The organism is Parvibium lacunae, from assembly GCF_003335215.1.
Classification (GTDB): Bacteria; Pseudomonadota; Gammaproteobacteria; order Burkholderiales; family Burkholderiaceae_D; genus Parvibium; species Parvibium lacunae.
The window spans coordinates 153,140-174,508 of the sequence record NZ_QPGB01000006.1; the positions used below are offsets into that span (position 1 = coordinate 153,140).

Annotated in this window: 21 protein-coding genes; 6 read left to right on the plus strand and 15 right to left on the minus strand. The window is 53.4% G+C overall.

The window, feature by feature from the left end; translation table 11 throughout:
- Positions 1–71 precede the first annotated feature (71 nt).
- The 13 genes from DU000_RS11915 to DU000_RS11975 all read right to left on the minus strand — a co-directional run bounded on the left by DU000_RS11915 (position 72) and on the right by DU000_RS11975 (position 13,146).
- Positions 72–2,132, minus strand: a complete 2,061-nt coding sequence (locus tag DU000_RS11915; RefSeq protein ID WP_114403625.1) for a primosomal protein N' — start codon at positions 2,130–2,132, stop codon at positions 72–74.
- Between the two features lie 374 nt (positions 2,133–2,506).
- Complete coding sequence (gene hemE / locus DU000_RS11920; protein ID WP_114403626.1) at positions 2,507–3,601, minus strand: uroporphyrinogen decarboxylase; 1,095 nt, start codon at positions 3,599–3,601, stop codon at positions 2,507–2,509.
- Positions 3,602–3,605: 4 nt separating this feature from the next.
- The gene (locus tag DU000_RS11925; protein ID WP_158529702.1) at positions 3,606–4,340 is read right to left on the minus strand and encodes a DUF599 domain-containing protein; all 735 of its coding nucleotides are present in this window, start codon (positions 4,338–4,340) and stop codon (positions 3,606–3,608) included.
- A 78-nt stretch (positions 4,341–4,418) separates the two neighbouring features.
- A complete protein-coding gene (locus DU000_RS11930) occupies positions 4,419–4,835 on the minus strand; it encodes a F0F1 ATP synthase subunit epsilon (RefSeq protein ID WP_114403628.1) in 417 nt (138 codons plus the stop codon).
- A gap of 176 nt (positions 4,836–5,011) precedes the next feature.
- A complete protein-coding gene (gene atpD / locus DU000_RS11935; RefSeq protein ID WP_114403629.1) occupies positions 5,012–6,415 on the minus strand; it encodes a F0F1 ATP synthase subunit beta in 1,404 nt (467 codons plus the stop codon).
- Positions 6,416–6,499: 84 nt separating this feature from the next.
- A complete protein-coding gene (gene atpG, locus DU000_RS11940) occupies positions 6,500–7,366 on the minus strand; it encodes a F0F1 ATP synthase subunit gamma (RefSeq protein ID WP_114403630.1) in 867 nt (288 codons plus the stop codon).
- 21 nt (positions 7,367–7,387) lie between these two features.
- Positions 7,388–8,929 (minus strand): F0F1 ATP synthase subunit alpha, encoded by a 1,542-nt coding sequence (atpA, locus tag DU000_RS11945; protein WP_114403631.1) that lies wholly within the window; start codon positions 8,927–8,929, stop codon positions 7,388–7,390.
- Between the two features lie 110 nt (positions 8,930–9,039).
- Positions 9,040–9,582 carry a F0F1 ATP synthase subunit delta gene (locus tag DU000_RS11950; protein ID WP_114403632.1) on the minus strand — a complete coding sequence of 181 codons (543 nt, stop codon included), beginning with the start codon at positions 9,580–9,582 and terminating at the stop codon, positions 9,040–9,042.
- Between the two features lie 10 nt (positions 9,583–9,592).
- The gene (locus DU000_RS11955; RefSeq protein ID WP_114403633.1) at positions 9,593–10,063 is read right to left on the minus strand and encodes a F0F1 ATP synthase subunit B; all 471 of its coding nucleotides are present in this window, start codon (positions 10,061–10,063) and stop codon (positions 9,593–9,595) included.
- Positions 10,064–10,145: 82 nt separating this feature from the next.
- Complete coding sequence (atpE, locus tag DU000_RS11960) at positions 10,146–10,388, minus strand: F0F1 ATP synthase subunit C (protein ID WP_114403634.1); 243 nt, start codon at positions 10,386–10,388, stop codon at positions 10,146–10,148.
- Positions 10,389–10,578: 190 nt separating this feature from the next.
- A complete protein-coding gene (gene atpB, locus DU000_RS11965; RefSeq protein WP_114403635.1) occupies positions 10,579–11,442 on the minus strand; it encodes a F0F1 ATP synthase subunit A in 864 nt (287 codons plus the stop codon).
- A 52-nt stretch (positions 11,443–11,494) separates the two neighbouring features.
- Positions 11,495–12,043, minus strand: coding sequence for an ATP synthase subunit I (locus tag DU000_RS11970; protein WP_147267021.1), 549 nt, complete (start codon positions 12,041–12,043; stop codon positions 11,495–11,497).
- 155 nt (positions 12,044–12,198) lie between these two features.
- Positions 12,199–13,146, minus strand: a complete 948-nt coding sequence (locus DU000_RS11975) for a methyltransferase domain-containing protein (protein ID WP_114403637.1) — start codon at positions 13,144–13,146, stop codon at positions 12,199–12,201.
- Between the two features lie 334 nt (positions 13,147–13,480).
- Here DU000_RS11975 and DU000_RS11980 point away from each other — a divergent pair, with 334 nt between their 5' ends.
- Positions 13,481–14,161 (plus strand): ComF family protein, encoded by a 681-nt coding sequence (locus DU000_RS11980; protein WP_114403638.1) that lies wholly within the window; start codon positions 13,481–13,483, stop codon positions 14,159–14,161.
- A gap of 73 nt (positions 14,162–14,234) precedes the next feature.
- Positions 14,235–14,705: a tRNA (uridine(34)/cytosine(34)/5-carboxymethylaminomethyluridine(34)-2'-O)-methyltransferase TrmL gene (trmL, locus tag DU000_RS11985; protein WP_114403639.1), complete on the plus strand. Its 471-nt coding sequence runs from the start codon at positions 14,235–14,237 to the stop codon at positions 14,703–14,705.
- A 6-nt stretch (positions 14,706–14,711) separates the two neighbouring features.
- Here trmL and DU000_RS11990 read toward each other — a convergent pair whose 3' ends face one another.
- Positions 14,712–15,476: a polysaccharide deacetylase family protein gene (locus tag DU000_RS11990; RefSeq protein ID WP_114403640.1), complete on the minus strand. Its 765-nt coding sequence runs from the start codon at positions 15,474–15,476 to the stop codon at positions 14,712–14,714.
- Complete coding sequence (locus tag DU000_RS11995; protein WP_205074064.1) at positions 15,466–16,779, minus strand: hypothetical protein; 1,314 nt, start codon at positions 16,777–16,779, stop codon at positions 15,466–15,468. Before DU000_RS11995 ends, DU000_RS11990 begins: the two co-directional genes overlap by 11 nt.
- A 113-nt stretch (positions 16,780–16,892) precedes the next feature.
- Between DU000_RS11995 and DU000_RS12000 the strand changes: the two genes are divergently transcribed.
- Genes DU000_RS12000 through wecB form a run of 4 tightly spaced genes read left to right on the plus strand, consistent with a single transcriptional unit; the run spans position 16,893 to position 21,355 of the window.
- On the plus strand, positions 16,893–18,305 hold the full coding sequence (locus DU000_RS12000) for an O-antigen ligase family protein (RefSeq protein WP_114403642.1): 1,413 nt from the start codon (positions 16,893–16,895) through the stop codon (positions 18,303–18,305).
- Between the two features lie 46 nt (positions 18,306–18,351).
- On the plus strand, positions 18,352–19,479 hold the full coding sequence (locus tag DU000_RS12005; protein WP_114403643.1) for a prenyltransferase/squalene oxidase repeat-containing protein: 1,128 nt from the start codon (positions 18,352–18,354) through the stop codon (positions 19,477–19,479).
- A complete protein-coding gene (locus tag DU000_RS12010; RefSeq protein ID WP_114403644.1) occupies positions 19,476–20,240 on the plus strand; it encodes a WecB/TagA/CpsF family glycosyltransferase in 765 nt (254 codons plus the stop codon). The genes DU000_RS12005 and DU000_RS12010 overlap by 4 nt, the downstream gene beginning before the upstream one ends.
- Before the next feature lie 14 nt (positions 20,241–20,254).
- Positions 20,255–21,355 carry a non-hydrolyzing UDP-N-acetylglucosamine 2-epimerase gene (gene wecB / locus DU000_RS12015; protein ID WP_114403645.1) on the plus strand — a complete coding sequence of 367 codons (1,101 nt, stop codon included), beginning with the start codon at positions 20,255–20,257 and terminating at the stop codon, positions 21,353–21,355.
- The last annotated feature ends 14 nt before the right edge of the window (positions 21,356–21,369 follow it).

The window sequence follows — 21,369 nt, forward strand, 5'->3', positions numbered from 1 at the left end:
AATGCAGCGCTGAGCAATCAATTGATACTTCAAGAATAAATAAGCGGTTCAAGTAATCCGTCAGGGGTAATTCAAATCTCTTGCGGATCTATATCGAGGCTCCATTTAACCCGGCTTTTCTTCTGGCTGGCGAGATACACCAGCGCCTCTTTGAGGGCCAGATGTAGCGGGGGGCGCTGATTCGCTTCTATCAGTAGTTGAGCACGCTCTTTGCCTGCAACGCGCACAAGATTGAGGGGCACAGGCTCATAGACGCGCAGCAAAGCTTGCTGCGCGAGCTGCTGTTGTAGTGCTTGCAAAAATGCGATTGCGTCACTCAAGTTCGGTGCTTCGGCTCGAAAAAGCGCCTGATAGGCGAATGGTGGCAATTGCGCGCTCTCGCGCTCGGCTAATTGTTGTGTGGCAAAGCTTGGGTAATCATGCTGTTGTAATGCATTAAACAGCGGGTGATCGGTGTATTGCGTTTGAATCAGCATTTGGCTGGGCAGGCCATCACGCCCTGCGCGGCCCGCTACTTGCATAAGCTGCGCAAAGAGGCGTTCTGGTGCTCGAAAATCCTGCGCAAAGAGCGCGCTGTCTACATTGAGCGCAACCACGAGCGAGAGGTTTTTAAAGTCATGGCCTTTCGCGACCATTTGGGTGCCAATTAGGATATCTGCCTCGCCGGCATGGACTTGGGCCAGCAGCGGCTGGGCGCCGACTTTACCTTTGGTGCTGTCGGCATCGATACGAATGATGCGAGCCGCCGGGAAGTGTTGGCGCAGAAAATCTTCGATACGCTGTGTGCCATAGCCCAATGGAATGATATCGAGATTGCCACATTGGGGACAATGTTTGGGTACGATGGCCTGCCAGCCACAATGGTGGCAGTGTAAACGCCCATCTGCCTTGTGAAAAACGCTATAAGCACTGCAGTGGCGGCACTGCGAGACCCAGCCACATTGCTGGCATTGCAATACCGGGGCAAAGCCGCGTCGATTCATAAACACGAGGCTGGTTTGCTGGCGCGTCAGATTCTCCGCCAGAGCAGCCAGCGCTGCTTGGCTCAAGCCATGCTGGAGTTTGCCGGCGCGGATGTCGATCAGCTGGATTTGCGGTAATTGCGCTGCGACAATGGCACGCTCGGGTAGAGGCAGCGCGTGATAGCGGCCGGTTTGGCTATGCTGCCAACTTTCCAGCGCTGGGGTTGCTGAGCCCAAGACAATCGGAATGCCAAGCTGTTGCGCCCGTAAAATGGCGACATCCCGGGCCGAGTAACGCACCCCTTCTTGCTGTTTGTATGAGGGGTCATGCTCTTCGTCAACAATGATCAGCCCTAGATTGGGGCACGGCGTAAGCACGGCAAGGCGGGTTCCTACCATTAAAGCCGTCTCGCCTCGACAGGCGGCAAGCCAAGCGACGGCGCGCTCACCGTCACTACGGCCACTATGGAGTAAGGCGATGGGATGCTGCGGGAAGCGTGCTTGTAAGGTGGCTTCAAGCTGTGGGGTCAAGTTGATTTCTGGGACCAATAGCAAAGCTTGTTGGCCACGCGCAAGACATTCTGCCAGCGCCTGTAAATACACTTCTGTTTTGCCGCTACCGGTAATTCCGTGCAGTAAATAACATTGGAAACGGCCTGCTGCCAGGGCGCCTTGAACGACCGCCAAGGCTGCCTGCTGTGCGCTGTTTAATGTTTTGGCGAGGCTCGGTGAGGGGCTGCTGGGTTGCGCCAACCATTTTTGTACGCGCTTCTCTAAGAGCTTGATTGAACGAGAGGCGGGTGGATGACCCGTAGCACGACGATAAGGTTCCGCCCGCCGCAAGAGCACGGGCAGCGCCTGCAATGCAACTTCGCCGAGTGGCTTGTGGTAGTAAGCGGCTACGCTACTCATGAGGGCCCGCCAGGTTGTGTCTAGCGCCGGAATATCGTCAAGCACAGCAAGAATTGCCTTGAGCTTATTTACCGGCTGTTCGGTTTGGGTTTGAGTATCCCAGATAAGCCCGATTTTGGTTTGTTTACCCCAAGGCACCAATACACGCCGCCCGCGCAAGTCCTGCCGGTGTTCGCAGGGTGCGGTAAGGAGGTAGTCAAATGGGCCCGGTAAGGGTACATCTAACACGACTTGAGCGATCAACAGGGGGGATTGCATGGACTTGGCATTATGTGAAACAAACTTAAAGTAAGTTGTGAGAAGTTGCGCTAACTGCTTGGCGCTATTGTAGGATTTATTCCTATGCACACATTCTGTGGATAACTTTGTGGAAAAAAATCCTCGGTTTCGTTATAAGCCTTGATTTTACTGCCTCGACCTCATTTAGCCTATTATTTGTACAGATAAAATTCCCTGTGAAATCAATCACTTAGAGATCATTTGCAATCTAATCTGCGCGAACTTCATCTGTTTGTCATGTTGCGCCTGCACCCTCGCTTTTGTGAATAAGTCAAGCCCTGCGGCTTTTTTTACACAGTGTCTTGACTTAATCTACACGCAATTTGATCGCTGATTTCAGCGTTAGCAGGTACTCACAAATTGACGTTGGTATGAAATTTCCTACTGTAATTTCGGACAGTTTCTGCCAGCACAGCGACATTTTCTGGGGGGGTAAATTGGTTGATCCCATGCCCCAAATTGAACACATGGCCAGAATGTTGTGTGTGCTGCCCATAGCCCTCCAGCACGCGTTTAGCTTCTTGTTCCACGGCTGCAGGGGTACCAAATAAACTGAATGGGTCCATATTGCCTTGCAGTGCGACTTGATCTTGCGTCCGCTGGCGGGCGTTCTGGAGGTTTACTGTCCAATCAAGGCCAACGCCGTCTGTGCCAATTTTCGCGATTTCCTCTAGCCAAATACCGCCGCCTTTGGTGAAAACGATCCGTGGAATTACTTGGCCATCGACTTCGCGGGTTAAGCGTGACAGCACCTCACGCATGGGATTGAGCGAATAGGTTTGATAGAGCCCATCCGCCAGTACCCCACCCCAGGTATCAAATACCATCACAGCTTGTGCGCCTGCAGCGATTTGCGCATTGAGATAATCCGCCACAGCTTGGACATTCACCTCAATAATTCTCTTGAGCAAATCTGGGCGCTGGTACAGCATGGTTTTAATGGTGCGAAAGTCATCGGAACCGCCGCCTTCCACCATGTAGCAAGCGAGTGTCCATGGGCTCCCAGAAAAGCCAATCAAGGGAACTTTTCCGCCCAAGGCATGGCGTATCGTGGTAACAGCATCAAAAACATAGCCTAGGGTGCTGTGAACGTCGGGAGCCCGTAGCTGCGCCACATCAGCTTCCGTCCGCAAAGGGCGGTCAAACTTCGGGCCCTCGCCTTCGGCGAAATATAGGCCGAGGCCCATTGCATCGGGCACGGTCAAAATATCCGAAAACAGAATCGCGGCATCTAAGGGATAGCGACGTAGCGGTTGCAAGGTCACTTCACACGCCAGTTCAGGATTTTTACAGAGGTTCAAAAAGCTTCCGGCTTGTTTGCGTGTGGCGCAATACTCGGGCAGATAGCGCCCGGCCTGGCGCATGAGCCACTGGGGGGTATAGGGCACAGGCTGGCGCAAGAGTGCGCGCAAAAAGGTATCGTTTTGAAGGGGGGCAAATTGGGTCATTAGTCTATTCTTCTGTTTTCACAAGGGCATCCGCCCGGTTCATTTCATTTTCATGCAACGCCAGGGCAGCGACCGTGGCGGAGCGAAATTCCATGTAATAAATGGCGAGCGTAATCGTCAGACTCGCAGCGGCAAAGAGCCAGGCATTCACGTACCACAGCAGGATGGGCACAGAGTAGTAATAAGAACGCAGCCCCTGCGTGAAATGGCCACCGGCAATTTCACTCAGGCGTGTGCCGGTTTCAACCAATGCGGCCGTAGCCCCGCTGCGTTGCTCAGTGGCTTTGGTCGGGAGCGCCCCCACCACAATACACACCACGTTAAATTGGCGCAATGACCACGTAAAACGGATGAAGGCATGCACAAAGACAAACAGCATGACCACCGTTTTAAACTCAACGGCTTCGTAGGTGGGCCGTACCGCAAAAGGTATGCTGGAGACGACGCTCACGCCTTTTTCTGCCGTGCCGAGCAACGCCACAAGGCCACCTAAAATCAGTAACGTGGTGGAGGAAAAGAAAGTCGAACTCTGCATGAGATTACCAACCAGCGCGGCATCGGCAATGCGGTTTTCACGTTGCAAAGAATTTTTCATCCACAAATGACGAAGGGGATGGATGCTGCCGATCAAGCTGGAGCGATGATTGGCGCTGCGTTCAGCCCAATAGACGTAACCCACCCACTGCGCGAGCCACAAGAGTAAAACGAGCCAGTCAGCAAGAGAGATCGGTGAGTTCATGGGGTGCTTAAAACGAAAGGCAATGCAAGAAACTTGCATTGCCTTTATTGTACTGCGGTTGTTCTAACTGAACTGTATTTAATGCCGGCTACGTAGCTTGCGGATCGCCGCCAACTGGGCAGCAGCAGCAGCGAGTTCTGCTTGCGCCGATGCGTAGTTGATTTCGCCCTTATTGCTGGCTAAAGCTTCTTCCGCACGTTTCTTCGCTTCCAAGGCTTTCGCTTCGTCGAGATCTTTGCCGCGAATCGCGGTGTCGGCCAAGACCGTCACCGCATTGGGCTGCACCTCAAGAATCCCGCCTTGTACAAATACCAGTTCTTCACCGCCATTTTCCAGCTCAATCCGAACTGCACCGGGTTTGATGCGAGTGATGAGCGGGGTGTGGCGCGGCAGAATGCCGAGTTCACCGGACTCACCGGGCAGAGCCACGAACTTGGCCGCGCCGGAGAAGATGGACTCTTCTGCACTGACTACATCAACGTGAATTGTATTCATCACATTCCTTCAAACAGACAAGGCGTTGCGTAAAAAAGTTTACGTGCGCACTTTATTAGACTGTGCGCCAGAACCGTGGCGAGCAATCCAAGGTTGAGTTAAGAAGCGCAACCGTACTTTAGTACGGCGAGCATCGCAGGCTCAAGATTGGATTGCGTAGCAGGTATGGGCCAGTCTTACTGCAATGTTTTGGCTTTTTCGATCGCTTCGTCAATCGTACCAACCATGTAGAACGCTTGTTCTGGCAGGCTATCCAGCTCGCCATCCACAATCATCTTGAAGCCACGGATGGTTTCTGACAACGGCACGATCTTACCGGGTGAGCCGGTAAACACTTCAGCCACGTTAAACGGTTGTGACAAGAAGCGCTGAATCTTACGAGCACGAGCCACAGCCAGTTTGTCTTCAGGAGACAGTTCGTCCATACCCAGAATCGCGATAATGTCGCGCAATTCTTTGTAGCGCTGCAGGGTGGACTGCACTCTGCGGGCCACATTGTAGTGCTCTTCACCCACCACTTGGGGGTCAAGCTGACGGCTGGTTGAATCCAGTGGATCCACCGCAGGGTAAATACCCAACGCAGCAATGTCACGGCTCAACACCACGGTTGCATCCAAGTGCAAGAAGGTGGTCGCTGGAGAGGGATCGGTCAAGTCATCGGCAGGGACGTACACGGCCTGAATCGACGTAATCGAACCCGTTTTAGTAGACGTAATCCGCTCTTGCAGGCGGCCCATTTCTTCCGCCAGTGTTGGCTGGTAACCCACCGCTGAAGGCATACGGCCTAACAACGCGGATACTTCTGTACCGGCCAAGGTATAACGGTAGATGTTGTCCACGAAGAATAGAATGTCACGGCCTTCGTCACGGAATTTTTCCGCCATGGTCAAACCAGTCAACGCGACGCGCAGACGGTTGCCTGGGGGTTCGTTCATCTGACCGAACACCATGGATACTTTGTCCAACACTTTGGACTCTTCCATCTCGTGGTAGAAGTCGTTACCTTCACGGGTCCGCTCACCCACACCCGCGAATACGGAATAACCGCCGTAGGATTTCGCGATGTTGTTGATGAGTTCCATCATGTTCACGGTCTTACCTACACCCGCACCACCGAACAGACCAATCTTGCCACCTTTTGCAAACGGGCAGATCAAGTCAATCACTTTAATCCCGGTGGGGAGCAAATCAACGGAGGGAGACAGTTCGTCAAAAGCGGGGGCTTTCTGGTGAATCGCACGACGCTCGTCGGTCGCAATCGGGCCAGCTTCGTCAATGGGGCGGCCTAATACGTCCATAATGCGGCCCAGAGTAGCGTTACCCACGGGCACTTCAATACCTGTACCTGTGCCTTTTACGCTCATGCCACGGCGCAGGCCGTCGCTTGAACCCAGGGCAATCGTACGCACGATACCATCGCCGAGCTGTTGCTGTACTTCAAAGGTCAAGCCTTTTTCAGCAAAGCTAGCTTCGCCGCTGTCTTCCAACACCAGTGCTTCATAGACTTTAGGCATGGCTTCACGTGGGAACTGAATGTCAACCACTGGGCCAATACACTGAACTATGGTTCCGTTACTCATAGTCATTTCCTCAATAAAATTTTGAAACTGCTTGCAATTTGCGTTTAAACAGCTGCGTTCAAACTGAGAATCACGTCAGTGGCGTTATACTGCCGCTGCGCCACCTACAATCTCGGACAACTCTTTCGTAATCGCGGCTTGACGGGTTTTGTTGTAAACCAGCTGCAGCTCGCCAATCACGTTCTTCGCATTATCGGAGGCCGACTTCATCGCCACCATCCGCGCGGATTGTTCGGAGGCCATATTTTCAGCCACCGCCTGGTAAACCAGCGCTTCAATGTAACGGGTCAGCAATTCATCAATCACCACAGGGGCACTGGGTTCGTACACGTAGTCCCAGCTATGGGCGCTATCGCTTTCCAGTTTTTCTGCAGTTAACGGTAACAGTTGCAGCGCTTGTGGCTCTTGCTTCATTGTGTTAATGAAGCGGCTGTACACCACATACAGGGCATCAATCTCGCCCTTGACAAACGCATCTAACTGCACCTTGATCGCACCGATCAATTTGTCGAGATGAGGGATGTCGCCCAATTGCGTGACGGAAGAATCCACCTTCACGCCAATACGGTTGCAGAAGCCGAGGCCTTTGTTACCAATCGCCGTCACACTGACTTGGGCGCCTTGCTGTTCTAATTGCTTGAACAGATTGGTCGCTACCCGCAAAGCGTTGGTGTTTAAACCACCGCATAAGCCCTTGTCTGTGGTGACGAGGATAACAGCAGCATGCTTGACTTCAGCACGCTTGGCCAAGTAAGCCGGTACGTATTCCGGATTGGCTTTGGCCAAGTTACCTGCAATCGCGCGAACTTTCTCAGCATAAGGACGGGCAGCCCGCATCCGCTCCTGCGCTTTACGCATTTTGGAAGCGGCCACCATTTCCATTGCCTTGGTGATCTTGCGCGTATTTTGTACGCTCTTGATCTTCGTTCTGATTTCTTTCATTCCGGCCATAGCCAGTCTCCTGTCCGATGATTAATAAGCACCAGACTTTTTGAAATCTTTCACGGCTTCGTGCAAGGCTTTTTCGTCTTCGTCGCTCAGATTCGCATCCATACGGCCCGCTAAGGCAGCGTATTTCAGCTTGATGAATTCACGCAGGGCCTTTTCAGCAGCCAAGGCGTTTTTCACGTCTACGTTGTCGAAGTAGCCATTGTTCACGGCAAACAGGGTCAATGCCATTTCCCAAACTTGCAGGGGTTGGTATTGTGGCTGTTTCATCAACTCGGTTACCAAGCGGCCACGCTCCAACTGCTTACGAGTCGCATCATCCAAATCAGAAGCGAACTGCGCAAACGCCGCCAATTCACGATACTGCGCCAAGGCCAAACGCACACCAGCGCCAGTATCTTTACGCTTCATGATTTTGGTCTGAGCGGCACCGCCCACGCGGGATACGGAAATACCGGCGTTAATCGCAGGACGAATACCGGCGTTGAACAAATCAGTTTCCAAGAAGATCTGGCCGTCTGTAATCGAAATCACGTTGGTCGGTACGAATGCAGACACGTCACCGGCTTGTGTTTCAATAATCGGCAGGGCGGTCAATGAACCGGTTTTGCCTTTAACTTCACCGTTCGTGAGTTTTTCAACATACTCGGGGTTCACACGAGCCGCGCGCTCTAACAGGCGTGAGTGCAGATAGAACACATCGCCAGGATACGCTTCACGACCAGGAGGACGGCGCAGCAACAAGGAGATCTGACGGTAAGCCCAAGCTTGCTTGGTCAAATCGTCATACACGATCAGGGCGTCTTGGCCACGATCGCGGAAGTATTCACCCATGGTACAACCGGCGTAAGGTGCCAGGTATTGCATGGCGGCAGACTCAGAAGCAGACGCGGCCACCACGATGGTGTAGGCCATTGCGCCGGTTTCTTCGAGCTTGCGCACTACGTTAGCAATGGTCGATGCTTTCTGACCAACCGCCACGTAGATACAAATCATGTTTTGGCCTTTTTGGTTGATGATGGCATCCACCGCAACGGCTGTTTTACCTGTTTGGCGGTCACCAATGATCAACTCGCGCTGACCACGGCCAACCGGCACCATGGAGTCAATCGCTTTCAAACCAGTTTGTACGGGCTGAGAAACGGACTGACGTGCAATCACGCCAGGAGCCACTTTCTCAATCACGTCGGTCATTTTGGCGTTGATGGGGCCTTTGCCGTCAATCGGCTGACCCAATGTGTTCACCACGCGACCAATCAATTCGGGGCCAACGGGCACGTCCAAAATACGGCCAGTACACTTGACCACATCACCTTCGGAAATGTGTTCATATTCACCCAAAATAACCGCACCAACGGAATCACGCTCCAAGTTCAGCGCCAGACCAAAGGTGTTATTGGGGAATTCCAGCATTTCGCCTTGCATCACACCAGACAGCCCATGCACGCGGCAGATACCATCAGTAACCGACACCACGGTGCCTTGGTTACGGACATCAGCAGCGGTACCCAAGCCCTGGATGCGGCTCTTGATCAGTTCGCTGATCTCAGAGGGGTTCAGTTGCATAAAAACTCCTATTTTTAAATTCGCTGCCACTCAAGGCAGCGTTCATATTTCATCTTCGTGTTACGTCGCGGCATTAGGGCCCACTCGGCACCCCTGCTTGACTTCGGGCTTTAGGCCGTCAGCACGGTCGCCATCTGATTCAGTCGCGCACGGACGGAGGCGTCTAATTCACGATCACCCACCAATACCCGCACCCCACCAATCAGAGAAGGGTCAACCACAACCTGCGCTTGCAACTTCACGCCAAACTTTTTCTCAAGCGCGCTCAGCAAATCTGTCAGTTGCGCGCCTTCGATTGGATACGCACTGGTAATCTGTGCTTCTGCCGTTCCTTCATGCGCATGGCGCAATTCAATGAACTGGCTCGCAATCTGGGGCAAGAGCGCCAAGCGGTCATTTTCTACCAGCACTTGAATAAAGTTATTCAGGCTAGCGTCTAATGCGCCGACTTGCTTGTTAGCCAATGCGCCGAAAACATCCAATAATTGAGCGCTACTGAGATTGGGGTTACCAATCAAGGCGAGCACTTCAGGTTGCGCCGCCAGGGCAGCCAAACCAGAAAGGGCTTGCGCGGTTTGCGCTAAGTTACCGTCTTTCGCAACACGAAATAATGCCTCAGCATAAGGACGAGCAATGGTGGACAATTCAGCCATGATGCTCGCCTTACAGTTGGGCTTTGAGCTGGTTCAACAAATCAGCGTGGACACCGGCATTCACCTCTTTTTTGAGGATCTGCTCAGCACCTGCCACAGCCAAAGCTGCGACTTGAGCACGCAGTGCGTCTTTAGCACGTTGCGCTTCTTGCTCAATATCGGCTTTTGCAGCAGCTAACAAACGATCGCCTTCAGCTTTTGCAGCTTGCTTGGCTTCTTCAATGATCGTTGCGGCACGCTTTTCAGTTTCTGCCAACAGTTGCTGGGCTTTGCCACGGGTTTCCGCTTCCAAGGCGCTGATGCGCTTGTTCGCTTCTTCCAGGCTTCTGCTACCCAACTCAGCGGCTGCCAAACCATCCGCAATTTTCTTCGCACGCTCATCAAGCGCTTGAATCAGCGGGGGCCACACAAATTTCATGGTGAACCACGCCAACACAAAGAAAACCACGAACTGGGCAAATAACGTTGCATTTAAATTCATGCTTTCTCCTTGTTTCTGCACTTAGTGAATTGCGCTCGCAAAGCTGGCAACTCACCCCAATTCATGTCGATGCAGAGGGAGATTAACCAACGAAGGGGTTAGCAAATGCAAACAACATGGCGATACCAACACCGATCAGGAACGCAGCGTCAATCAGGCCAGCCAGCAAGAACATTTTAGTTTGCAGGGTGTTCATCAATTCTGGTTGGCGTGCGGAAGCTTCCAGGTATTTACCGCCCATGATCGCGATACCGATACAAGCACCGATCGCGCCCAGACCAATAATCAAACCACAAGCCAAAGCAACGAGAGCTACATTAGTCATTTATCAACTCCTTAGGTTTACTAAACTTCGATGAACAAAAAATAAAACTACTAAAAAACTACTATTTCGATTCCAGCAAGCTAGGGAAGGCAGAGCGAGGCGGCTAGCAAATTCACACGCAGATTGCGCAAGTGCAGCGAGTATGAATTTGCGCAGCCAACAAAGCTATCCCTTGCCTAGCGAACTGGAATCAGTGGTGGTCGTGCGCTTGGCCGATATACACCAACGTCAACATCATGAAAATGAACGCTTGCAGCAACACGATCAAGATGTGGAAGATGGCCCAAATCGAACCGGCAATCACGTGCCCAATAAAGCCAAATGCAGTGGCAGACGCCCCCAGGAGCGCGATCAACATAAAAATCAATTCGCCGGCAAACATGTTGCCAAACAATCGCATCCCCAAGGAAACGGTCTTGGCCAAGAATTCGATGATGTTTAACAAGAGATTGAAAGGGGCCAACATAGGACCAAAGGGAGCGGTAAAAAGTTCGTGAATGAAGCCGCCCACGCCCTTAATCTTGAAACTATAGAAAATCATCAGCGCAAATACGCCTAAGGCCATCCCAAGCGTACCATTCAGATCCGCAGTAGGCACCACACGCTGGTAAACATGATGGGGATCAGCACCAAAGAAGGTTTCCCCGACCCAGGCAGCGACACGCGGCAAGAAATCCAGCGGCAACAAGTCCATCGCGTTCATCATCACCACCCAGACAAAGACCGTCAAAGCCAAGGGTGCAATGAACTTACGGTTGCCATGCACAATCCCCTTCGATTGCTCTTCAACCATCTCCACCACAATTTCAACCAAAGCCTGCAAACGACCCGGAACGCCAGGCGTAGCTTTGCGCGCCGCCTTGTAAAAAAAGAATAACCCCAACACACCCATCAAAAGAGAATAGAAAATGGTGTCGTAATTCAGGATTGAGAAATCGACAATGGCCTTTTGTGGATGACCAGCACTATTGAAATGGCCCAAATGGTGGACGATGTATTCTGATGCGGTTGGCGCATGGGCTGCGCCAGCGGAGACATGCTCAGTTGCCGACATGGTAAAGACCCGTATTCAAAAACGTTTATTTGACGCCGCTCCAGGTATCGACTTAACGCCAAACCAAAAGCAGCAGATAACTTTTTAACACTACGACGATGCCTGCAAAAAACGCCCACCAGACCATTGCCGGGAAAAGACGTACGCTTGCAAACAACAGCAGAACAGTGGCGGCAAGTTTAATCAACTCGCCCAAGAAAAAATGTACGCCCGAACTGGGTGCGGGCGCCGCTAACAGCACACCCGATTGCAGCACAGTGTGTTGACGCCGTTTTTGTGCCCACAAGCGCCAAGCGAACAATACGTTTGGCAACCAGCAGCTAAAGGCGCCAAGCCAGGCAGAATACGCTGCTGGCCAGCTTTGGCCTGCCGCTGCTGCCCCAATCACCAGAGCCACAAGCAGCTGAACAATCAACAAACGGCCAATGACTTGCACAGCATCTCCGCCAGGGACAATCGGAAACATTAGATACTGGCCAGGCAAGGCCAGTATCCCAGCTTCCAAGGCCACCAACGCCGAGACAGCTCGCCCCACCAGGCAAACACTCACTCTCTGACTCTGTTTGGTAGCACATTTATTCTTGTTGTTACAAGTTGGCACAGATTCTGCCGACCCGAAACTTTTCGATTATACGATTTTTTGCCTATGCCGGTCAAACAAGCTGGGGGTTTTCTGCGCAAAACCCTATGCAATTCCAGCATAGCCTAGCGAGACTAAGGCACCTCTGAGCAGCCGACTGTGGCCGCGCAGATTCCCTAACCCGCTGCACGCGGGCGAAACGTGACCACAGCGCGGCCATCGGCGATGGTCTTGGGCGCGGCCTTCCAAGCATGGCCATAGATTACCTCCAGCGTTAGGGAGAGTCGGCCGTCGGCTCCGCGCTGGGTTTCTAATGCTTGCAAGAGCTGTTGATATGACCGCCGGCCCAACAAGCCGCGTGCGCGGGTATGCAACGGATTCGGGCCAAATAGCCGAACATCAGCCAATAAGTCGACTGGACTGCCATAGGTTAGGGTTATTTTTTCCATGTCCACGACCGGTGTCGCAAAACCGGCATTCACCAGCATATCGCCTAAATCGTGCATATCAACAAAGCTAAGCGTTTGGGTTCGTGGCGAAGCGGCTGGCCACACTCGCGCCAGAGCTTGGCGCAATTCAATCAATGTGTCTGGGCCAAAGCTTGAGAACATGAGCAATCCGTCTACCCGCAGTATCCGCTGCCACTCCGCAAAAACTGCAGGGGGATTATCTACCCACTGCAGCGCGGCATGACTCCAGAGCAAATCCGTGCTCTGCGCTGACTGGGGTAGGTGCTGCATATCCGCGCAGAGAAATTCCCCATGCCGCGGGATAGGCCGCTTGCCAGCAAGCCATTGTTGCCATTGGCCCTGGATCGCCTGCCAGCCATTGCGGGGCTGGGCCCATTGCTGCTGGGCACGATCTATCTGCTGAGTAGAAAAATCAATGCCACAAATGTGGGCCTTTGGATAGCGGCTTTGTAGTAATGGGTAGGCAGCACCTTGCGCACAACCGGCATCGACGATTGACGCTGGCTGGAGGCGAATATAGGCTAAACGTTCAAATAGGCGCTGACGGATTTCGTCGATAATCTCCGCCACACCCGCGTGGCGCCGTTCGTTCAACGCGGCCCGATCAAACCAACGTTTAACCCGCGCCGGATCAATTAAGTTGCGTGCGGTCATCTCATCAACCTGTGCCTATTGGTCTCAAAACAGGCATTGTATGTCTGATTTTCGAGTTGTCATGCTTAACCCCCCTCCGACGACAAGCCCTGAATCTGTCAAAGGACGAGGAAACAGCGGCAGAGGGTGGTGACAATTCATACAGTCTGGTCAACTAAGTGTATTTAGGTTAGCGTTATCTCCTCTTCGGAAAAATGTCTTTCAATCTCTTATGCGGCTGTTTTCTCATTTATTGAATCTTTCGCAGTCCCCGCTAACCATAGCCCGAACCCTGGGGGCACCTTGTCCGCTATGCCAGCAACTCAGGCCACTATTGCCAACGCAGGGTTGCTGTATGGCCTGCGCAAATTTGCTGCCCCAACAGCCCAATCGCTGTCCCGTTTGCGCCAGCCCCAGCGCGGCAGGTGCGCGACCAAACAGTCCCTGTGTGCGCTGTTCCCAGCATCCTCCGGCCTTCCACCGTACCTATGCAGGTGTCGCGTATGAAGCCCCTTTTGATCGGCTGTTGCATGCCCTGAAGTTTCAAGGTCATCTTGCGGGCGCACCGTTCTTTGCCAGGGCCATCCTAAATAGACTGATCGCCGATAATGACAGTGAGCATGGCGCAACAATACAAGCACTGCAAACCACAGCCGCGCTAGTGCCAATCCCACTTAGCCAGCAAGGTTTAGCGCGACGGGGATTTAATCAAGCTTACGTGTTAGCTAAAGCGCTGCATCAGTATGCGTCGTCTCGCGGCATCGCATTACCGCCGATTCAGTCAAACTGGTTAGTACGGCAGCAAGATCTGCCGCCGCAGTCGAGTCTGAATCGCCAAGCGCGTCTACAGAATCTGCGGCATGCGTTTAACGTGCCCGCAATCCATCAACCTTTACTCTTTGGTCAGTCGATTATCTTGATTGACGATGTGATGACGAGTGGTATGACCCTACATTTTGCTGCGAAAGCCTTGCAGGCCGCAGGTGCCTTGCATATTTATGGTTTGGTCGCTGCTCGCACTGCGCTACAGGCATAGCGAAAAATCACTGCGCCACTAATCGCCCTTGATCGAACCCTTAAAATAGAGACTTAATGCTTGGGATATGGTTATGTTTAATGTCGTCTTGGTTGAGCCTGAAATTCCCCCGAATACGGGCAATATCATTCGTTTATGTGCGAACACAGGCGCACAGTTACACTTGATTGAGCCGCTTGGTTTTCCGTTAGATGATGCAAAAATGCGGCGCGCTGGATTGGATTACCATGAGTATGCTCATATGCAAGTCCATGCAAGTTGGGACGAGTTTATCCGCCTCGTACAGCCCCCTATGGAGCGACTATTTGCACTCACCACGCATGGCTCACGGTTGATACAAACCGTGTCATTTTTACCTGGAGACTGGTTTATTTTTGGTGCAGAAACCCGCGGGCTGTCGCCAGAACTCCGCAATCGCTTCCCCCTTGAGCAACGAATCCGCTTACCCATGCGCCCCAACAATCGAAGTTTAAATTTATCCAATGCTGTTGCGGTCTGCGTCTATGAAGCCTGGCGGCAAGCAGGGTTTGCGGGTGGCGAATAATCATTATCAGGGGGCCCCTGCATCAAAATAATCGATCGCCGCTTGCACGGGCAAAACGTGACAACCCAAGCTCTGCGCGGCAGTCAACAGGCGCACTAAGCGGGCCGGTGAGCTACCCCAAGGGCCAGGCGCCGGCTCGATTTCATGGGTATAAAAAATCAACCAGCCGCGCTGCGCCGCTGTCTGTTCTAGTAACGCTAACAATGACGCGAGGGGGATAGTGTCATACATCGCTTGCGCCGACAGGAGATAGCGATCGGCACGCCCATGCATAGCGCCGCCAATCGTGCTGCGGGCATAGCTAAACTGGCTCTGCGCAGCCCGTTTACTGGCCCAAGAGTAAGCGCCGTATGGATAGGCAAAGCCCCCACTGCTGGGTGCGAGACCATGTGCCTTAAAAAACTGTTCGTTTGCTTCCCAATCTGCCTGTATTACCTGCTGGCTTGCCCGTGCGCAATTCAAATGCTGATAGGTATGGCAGGCAATCTCATGTCCCGCATGAGCAAGCGCCGCCAGTTGTGGCAGGCTATGGCAAGGGCGGCCTTGTTCGTGTTGATTGGTTAATCCACCACAAATATAAAAAGTGCCTCTGGCTTGCTGAGCCTCCAAAAGAGCGGCGCCGGTTGTGCAGGCGCTGGCGGGCGCATCGTCGAAACTAAAGCTAACGACAGGGGCTGTGGTGGCCAAAGGCAACCAATGCTGTGCTGTATGCCGGGCCAACCAACGACTGGCCCGCCAAGAAATAGAGGAAGACAGGCGTTTAACGAGCATAGTCCTGGGTGTAGCGGGTCATCCCGCTGCGCTGGGCAGCGCCGCTGATATTTTCATAGGTATAGGCTAACCCGAAGCGAATGATGGTTTGCTCTATATCGGCTTGGTCTGGGAAACGTTGGCGGCGTTCGCGCCATAGATCGGTAGATAACCGTACGCCACGGGTTAATTCATAGCCCGCCCGCAAACCGAAACGGGTGGCATCCTCGTAACGCCCGCCCAGTGTAGCCGGGGCATTAGGGGCGTTGTGAAAGGTAATTCGCTCTTGTCCAACAAAGGCGCCCAAACGAGTTTTCGCCGTCGCCCGCCAATCCACATCAAGCCGCATGCCGCGTGCGGTCAAGTAAAGCGTATCGCTGGACACGATAGAAAACGGGCGATTATAGAGCTGCCAATCAAAGCGAGTTTTGGGTGAATACTCATAAACGTTCTGCCACAGCAACGACAGTAAGTTGGTATTTTGGCTACGGAGGGTATCGTAGTCTCGCTGCGTTAACCCTGCCCGCAGATTGCTCCGCGTTTTAACGCTGTAGGCCCATTCTGCTTCGACAAACCATTCATTCTCGGTATAGCCGGTATCAAGGCTACTCACCTGAAGCGCGTCACGATTCGGGAAACGCGAACTGGCCTCGCGCCAGCCCAGACTGAGATAAGAGCCTCTGCCACCACTCCCGCCGGGTCGATACCGTAAGCTCAGTTGTCGGCCGCTGTCTTCGCGGTTATAAAGCAGGTTCACTGGCAAGTCATAGTTAAAGCGCCCGCTCTCCAACGTGCTGGTCAACGCTAAATCGGGCGTGAGCTGCAAGCTGAATTCGGCGATTTGTTTGTTAAGCGTGCCTTGATCACGCTGGGTTAAGCCACCGCTCAAATAATCGAACAAACGTTGCTCATAGACTTGGATCAAGCGGCCACTCACCACGGGCCCGACCGCCCACTCAAAAGCCACATCCAGATTTTTAGGCTGGTGCGTTAATTGTGAAAAATAGTCGTAGCGACGATCGCCCAGGTTACTGCTGACCAAAAGACGGGTGCGCTCTGACAACACCGGCACCACCAGGCCAAGCCGGAGATCGTTTGCCAGAATCGTGTCTTGTTTACGCGCACTGCCCGTGGCTTGTTGTGCGGTATTGTCATTTGGAAAGCGCAATGGATTACTGTCCGCCTGCCATTGCGTCACCAATTGCACAGCGATTTCCGCTGCCAATGCAGGCGGTGACAGCCAACAGCAACCGACAGTGAGGACTTGCCAAACTGAGGTCACGGTGAATCGGCGCAAGTGGAAGGGAAGCCAAAACGTTAGCATGGCTTGATTTTGCCACATCGCTTACCCGCTTAGGTGGTTTGCCGGAGACTGATTGGCTTTATTCGGCTCGGGTTTTCGGCTAGCATCCTAACTTCACGCTTTTCTACCTATCTATGGCTTCTGTCTCTGCCCCCCCGCGGGCCCCGCTTGTCCCGCCACACACCGATGCGTTTACCGAACGCTGGGGCAAAATCTTGATCATTGCCTTTGCCATGCTGGCGATTTTGCCGCGCGCGCTGGAGGTCGACCCCAAAACCGCTGATTTTTCTGCCGGCTCAGTGAACGGTCAGATTCAACTCGGGGGTATTCTGCTGCTCGGGTTTGTGTTGTTTTTTAAACGCTTTGAGCGGACTTTTTACGACCTGCGCCAAGTTAATGTGGCGCTGTTGCTACTGGTTATCTGGGCCTTCGCCAGTGCCCTCTGGTCACCCTCGCCAGTAACCACCATCAAACGAACGATTCAGGCTGGCGGGGTGATCTTTATGGGCCTGTCGATGTGCCTGGTACAACACCCCTTGCAAAACTTTCTCAAGTACGTCACCAATACCCTGTCGCTGTTGCTCATCTTGTCGCTAATTCTGATTGTCGTCGCCCCCGATATTGCGCGTGAAGACAACACCTCAGGACACTGGCGTGGTGTGTTTGAACAGAAAAATGGCTTGGGTGCCGTCGCTGCGTTTTGCTTTATTTTCTGGCAGGCGCGCTACTACATTGAAGGGATCCCGCTGCGTCGGATGTTAGCGGGGTTGGGCTTAAGCACCTTTTGTTTACTGCTGGCGCACAGCTCAACCAGCATCAGCGTGTCACTACTCGCCTCCGGCGTTTTCCATCTATTCCGGGCGCGCCACCTTTCCTCTTCATTTTGGAAGCTGCGCGTATTTTTACTGTTGACCACGGTGATTAGCGTGGTGTTGGTTTTATTTTTCTCGGTCGAATCGCGCTTACCCAACTGGAGCGAAGTGGTCGGTCCGTTGGCAAGCATCTTTGGCAAAGGCACCGACCTCAGCCAACGAACCGTTATCTGGCAGTTAGTCGGCGAGGAAGTCAAGCGTCACCCGATTATGGGTTTGGGCTATGGCGCATTCTGGATGGGACCGGGAAGCCCGTCGCAATATATTATCGATGAGCTATATTGGATTCCCTATCAATCGCACAATGGGTATTTAGACACCATTAACGAGCTGGGTTATATCGGTCTGGCTATTTTAATTGCCGCGCTGCTCTTACATTTGAGCCATATCGTTCGACTGTTTGCGATCAATCAGGTTGTCGCGGCGTTTCATTTAGCAATTTTTATTGTGCTCGCGATCTCCAATTACACAGAGAGCAATTTATTCCGGGGCATGCTGATTAACTCTTCCTTATTTATTTATTCGAGTGTTTGTGTCACCAATATGCTGTTTCGTGGGCACGGATTGATTAAAATGCACGCCGGCCGCGGCATCAATGTTTTGGCAGCCGCCGCAACGCTACCATTGCCCCGCTCTGCCCAGTCACGGCAGGGCGTGCTGGGCCGCCGCTCATGAATCGCCCCTAATTTACCGATAACCTTTATTTGCTTGGGAGAATGGCTTGTTTGCCCACTACGTTACGTTTGCCCAGTTAGCACTAAAAGATGCCCTCGGCATCCGCCCAACAGTCAGTAGCCCTGCCGCACACCTCGCCGCTGCCGAGGCTTGGCTCAAGCACGCACATGATCGACAAGAACATGGCGCTGACGATGGCGTCAGCTATGGTTACTCCGTCCGCGGCGGGTGGCGGCCATCCTATCGTGAAACCTCAGGGTATATCTGTACGACCTTTTTTGATTTGGCCCGTCTGCGCAATAATGACGACTACTTCAGCCGGGCGGTACGAATCGCGCGTTGGCTGGTTAGCGTACAAAACGCCGATGGCTCTTTTGCCAATCCACGCTATGGTGATGATGGCATCGTCTTCGATACCGGCCAAGATCTGTTTGGCCTGGTGCGTGCCCATGAAGTGACCGGCGACCCCATTTTCAAACACGCCGCCGAACGTGCCGCGAGCTGGTTAGTTCAAGTCTCTGATGAAAATCAACTGTGGACACGCTTTGAGCACCTACATACCGCGCATGTCTACAACACCCGCACCGCTTGGGCGGTATTGCGGATGAATCAGATCGCCTACAACGCTGACCGTGAGCGGATTGCACGCGCCAATCTTGATTGGGCTGTTCAGGAACAGCAGTCGAGCGGGTTTTTTGATAACTGTGCCTTTGTCAAAGGACAAGCGCCATTCACCCACACGATTGCCTATGCCACACGCGGCTTGCTGGAGTCTGGCCTGCTGCTCAAGGAAGAGCGTTATCTCGACAGCGCCAAGCGCTGTGCCGATGCCGTGTTACCCCACTTACAAGCAAACGGTTTCCTACCTGGGCAAATCAGTATTGATGGCAAGGCGGCGGCGACCTATTGCTGCGTCACCGGTAACTGTCAGTTTGCCATTTCCTGGGCCAAACTTTATGACCTCACCGGTGAAACGCGCTATCGCGAGGCCGTGATTCGTGCCTTAGATTACGTGATGAGCACCCAAGATATTCACACCGCCAATTTGAATATTCGCGGTGCTATTCGCGGTTCCATGCCGATTTGGGGCCGCTATGCGCCGCTCAGTTATCCCAACTGGCCCGCCAAGTTTTTTATTGATGCCATGTTGTTACGCCAGCGTTGGTCCGTATGACACTTGCGACTATCACCAAGCCGCCCCGGGTGCGCATTCTCAACAGCGAGTTTGACCCCCTGACCCTACCGGCTACGGTTACCCAGATTTTTGCTGATATCCAAGCCGGCCAACGTGGCTGGTTGTGTACGGTAAACGTGGCCATTCTGATGATGATGCGCAGCAGCGCGCCTCTGCAACGCTTTGTGGCGCAGGCGCGGCTGATCGTTGCGGATGGTCAGCCACTGGTGTGGTTTGCCCCCGTGTTCGGTGCCCGCTTACCGGAACGCGTTACCGGCGTTGATCTGATTGATGCGTTGTGTGCCCGCGCTGCCGAAGAAAAAATAGGCCTCTACTTATTGGGCGCGAGTAACGCTGTCATCCAAACCGTGGCCGAACGCTTACGCCACAGCTATCCTGGGTTGGTGGTTGATGCTGCGGATGGCTATTTTCAAGCCGATGCTGCCCCGCAACGCGCGGCCGCCATCAAGGCCAGCGGGGCCAAAATTTTACTGGTGGGCATGGGCGTTCCACGGCAAGAGCAGTTTATCGAACAGCAATGGGAAAATCTTGGCGCGACTGTCGCAATTGGCGTGGGTGGTAGTTTTGATGTGCTGGCCGGATTGCGACAACGGGCCCCGGGCTGGGTGCAAAGAATTGGCATGGAATGGTTTTATCGCCTGATTCAAGAACCGCGCCGCCTGTTTATGCGCTATCTGGTTACCAATAGCCAGTTTCTGGCACTGGTCTTGCGCGCCCTCCTGACAGGCAAACGTTATTAAGAAAGCGGATCGACATGGCCAAATGCAAACTGATGGTAGTCATTGGTACCCGACCTGAAGCGATTAAGTTGGCCCCCCTGATTCTGGCTGCACGGGCACAACCAGAACATTTTGACGTTTGCGTGGTGCGCACCAGCCAGCATAAAGAAATGCTGGATCAAGTCATGGCCGTCTTTGGTCTGGTCGCTGACATTGATCTCAACATCATGCAACCCAATCAAGATCTGGTACACATCACTACCGCCAGTTTGCGCGGCCTGTATGACGCGATGGCTCAGCACCAGCCCGATTGGGTGGTTGTTCAAGGCGATACCACCACCACCTTTGCGGGTGCTTTAGCCGCGTTTTATCATCGCATCCCGGTTGCCCATGTGGAGGCCGGTTTACGTACTGGAGAGCGCTACCTGCCCTTTCCCGAAGAGATCAATCGCTGCTTGACCAGTCGGCTCAGCGATTGGCATTTTGCCCCCACCCCGGCAGCCCGCGACAACCTCTTACGCGAGGGTATTGCCGCCGAGCAGATTGTCGTTACCGGTAACACCGCGATTGATGCCCTGTTTCTCACCCTGCAACGCCAAGCCCCTGCTGCAGCCGATCAGTCTGCGCCCGATACCTTGCTGATCACGGCACATCGCCGCGAAAACCAAGGTCCCCCGATGGCAGAAATTTGTGGCGCGGTGTTAGACCTGTTGACACGCTACCCCACCCTGCATGCGCTATTTCCAGTCCATCTGAGTCCAGCGGTGCGGGCTACCGTCATGCCCATGCTGGGTGCTCACCCCCGCGTGACATTGGTTGAGCCACTCGACTATCCCAATTTCGTCCTAGCCATGCATCAGGCCAAACTGATTTTGACGGATTCTGGTGGCGTTCAAGAAGAAGCCCCGTCGCTCGGCAAACCGGTTTTGGTATTGCGCGACTCTACCGAACGACCCGAGGCAGTAGCAGCGGGCACCGCCCAACTGGTCGGCGCAGTGCGTTCACAAATTGTTAGCGCTGCCAGCAAGCTTCTGGATGACCCACAAGCCTATGAAGCGATGGCCCGCGCCGTCAACCCCTTTGGCGATGGTCAAGCCTGTGCGCGCATTCTCGCGACGTTACGGGCGGCCCCATAACCTACCGACAATAA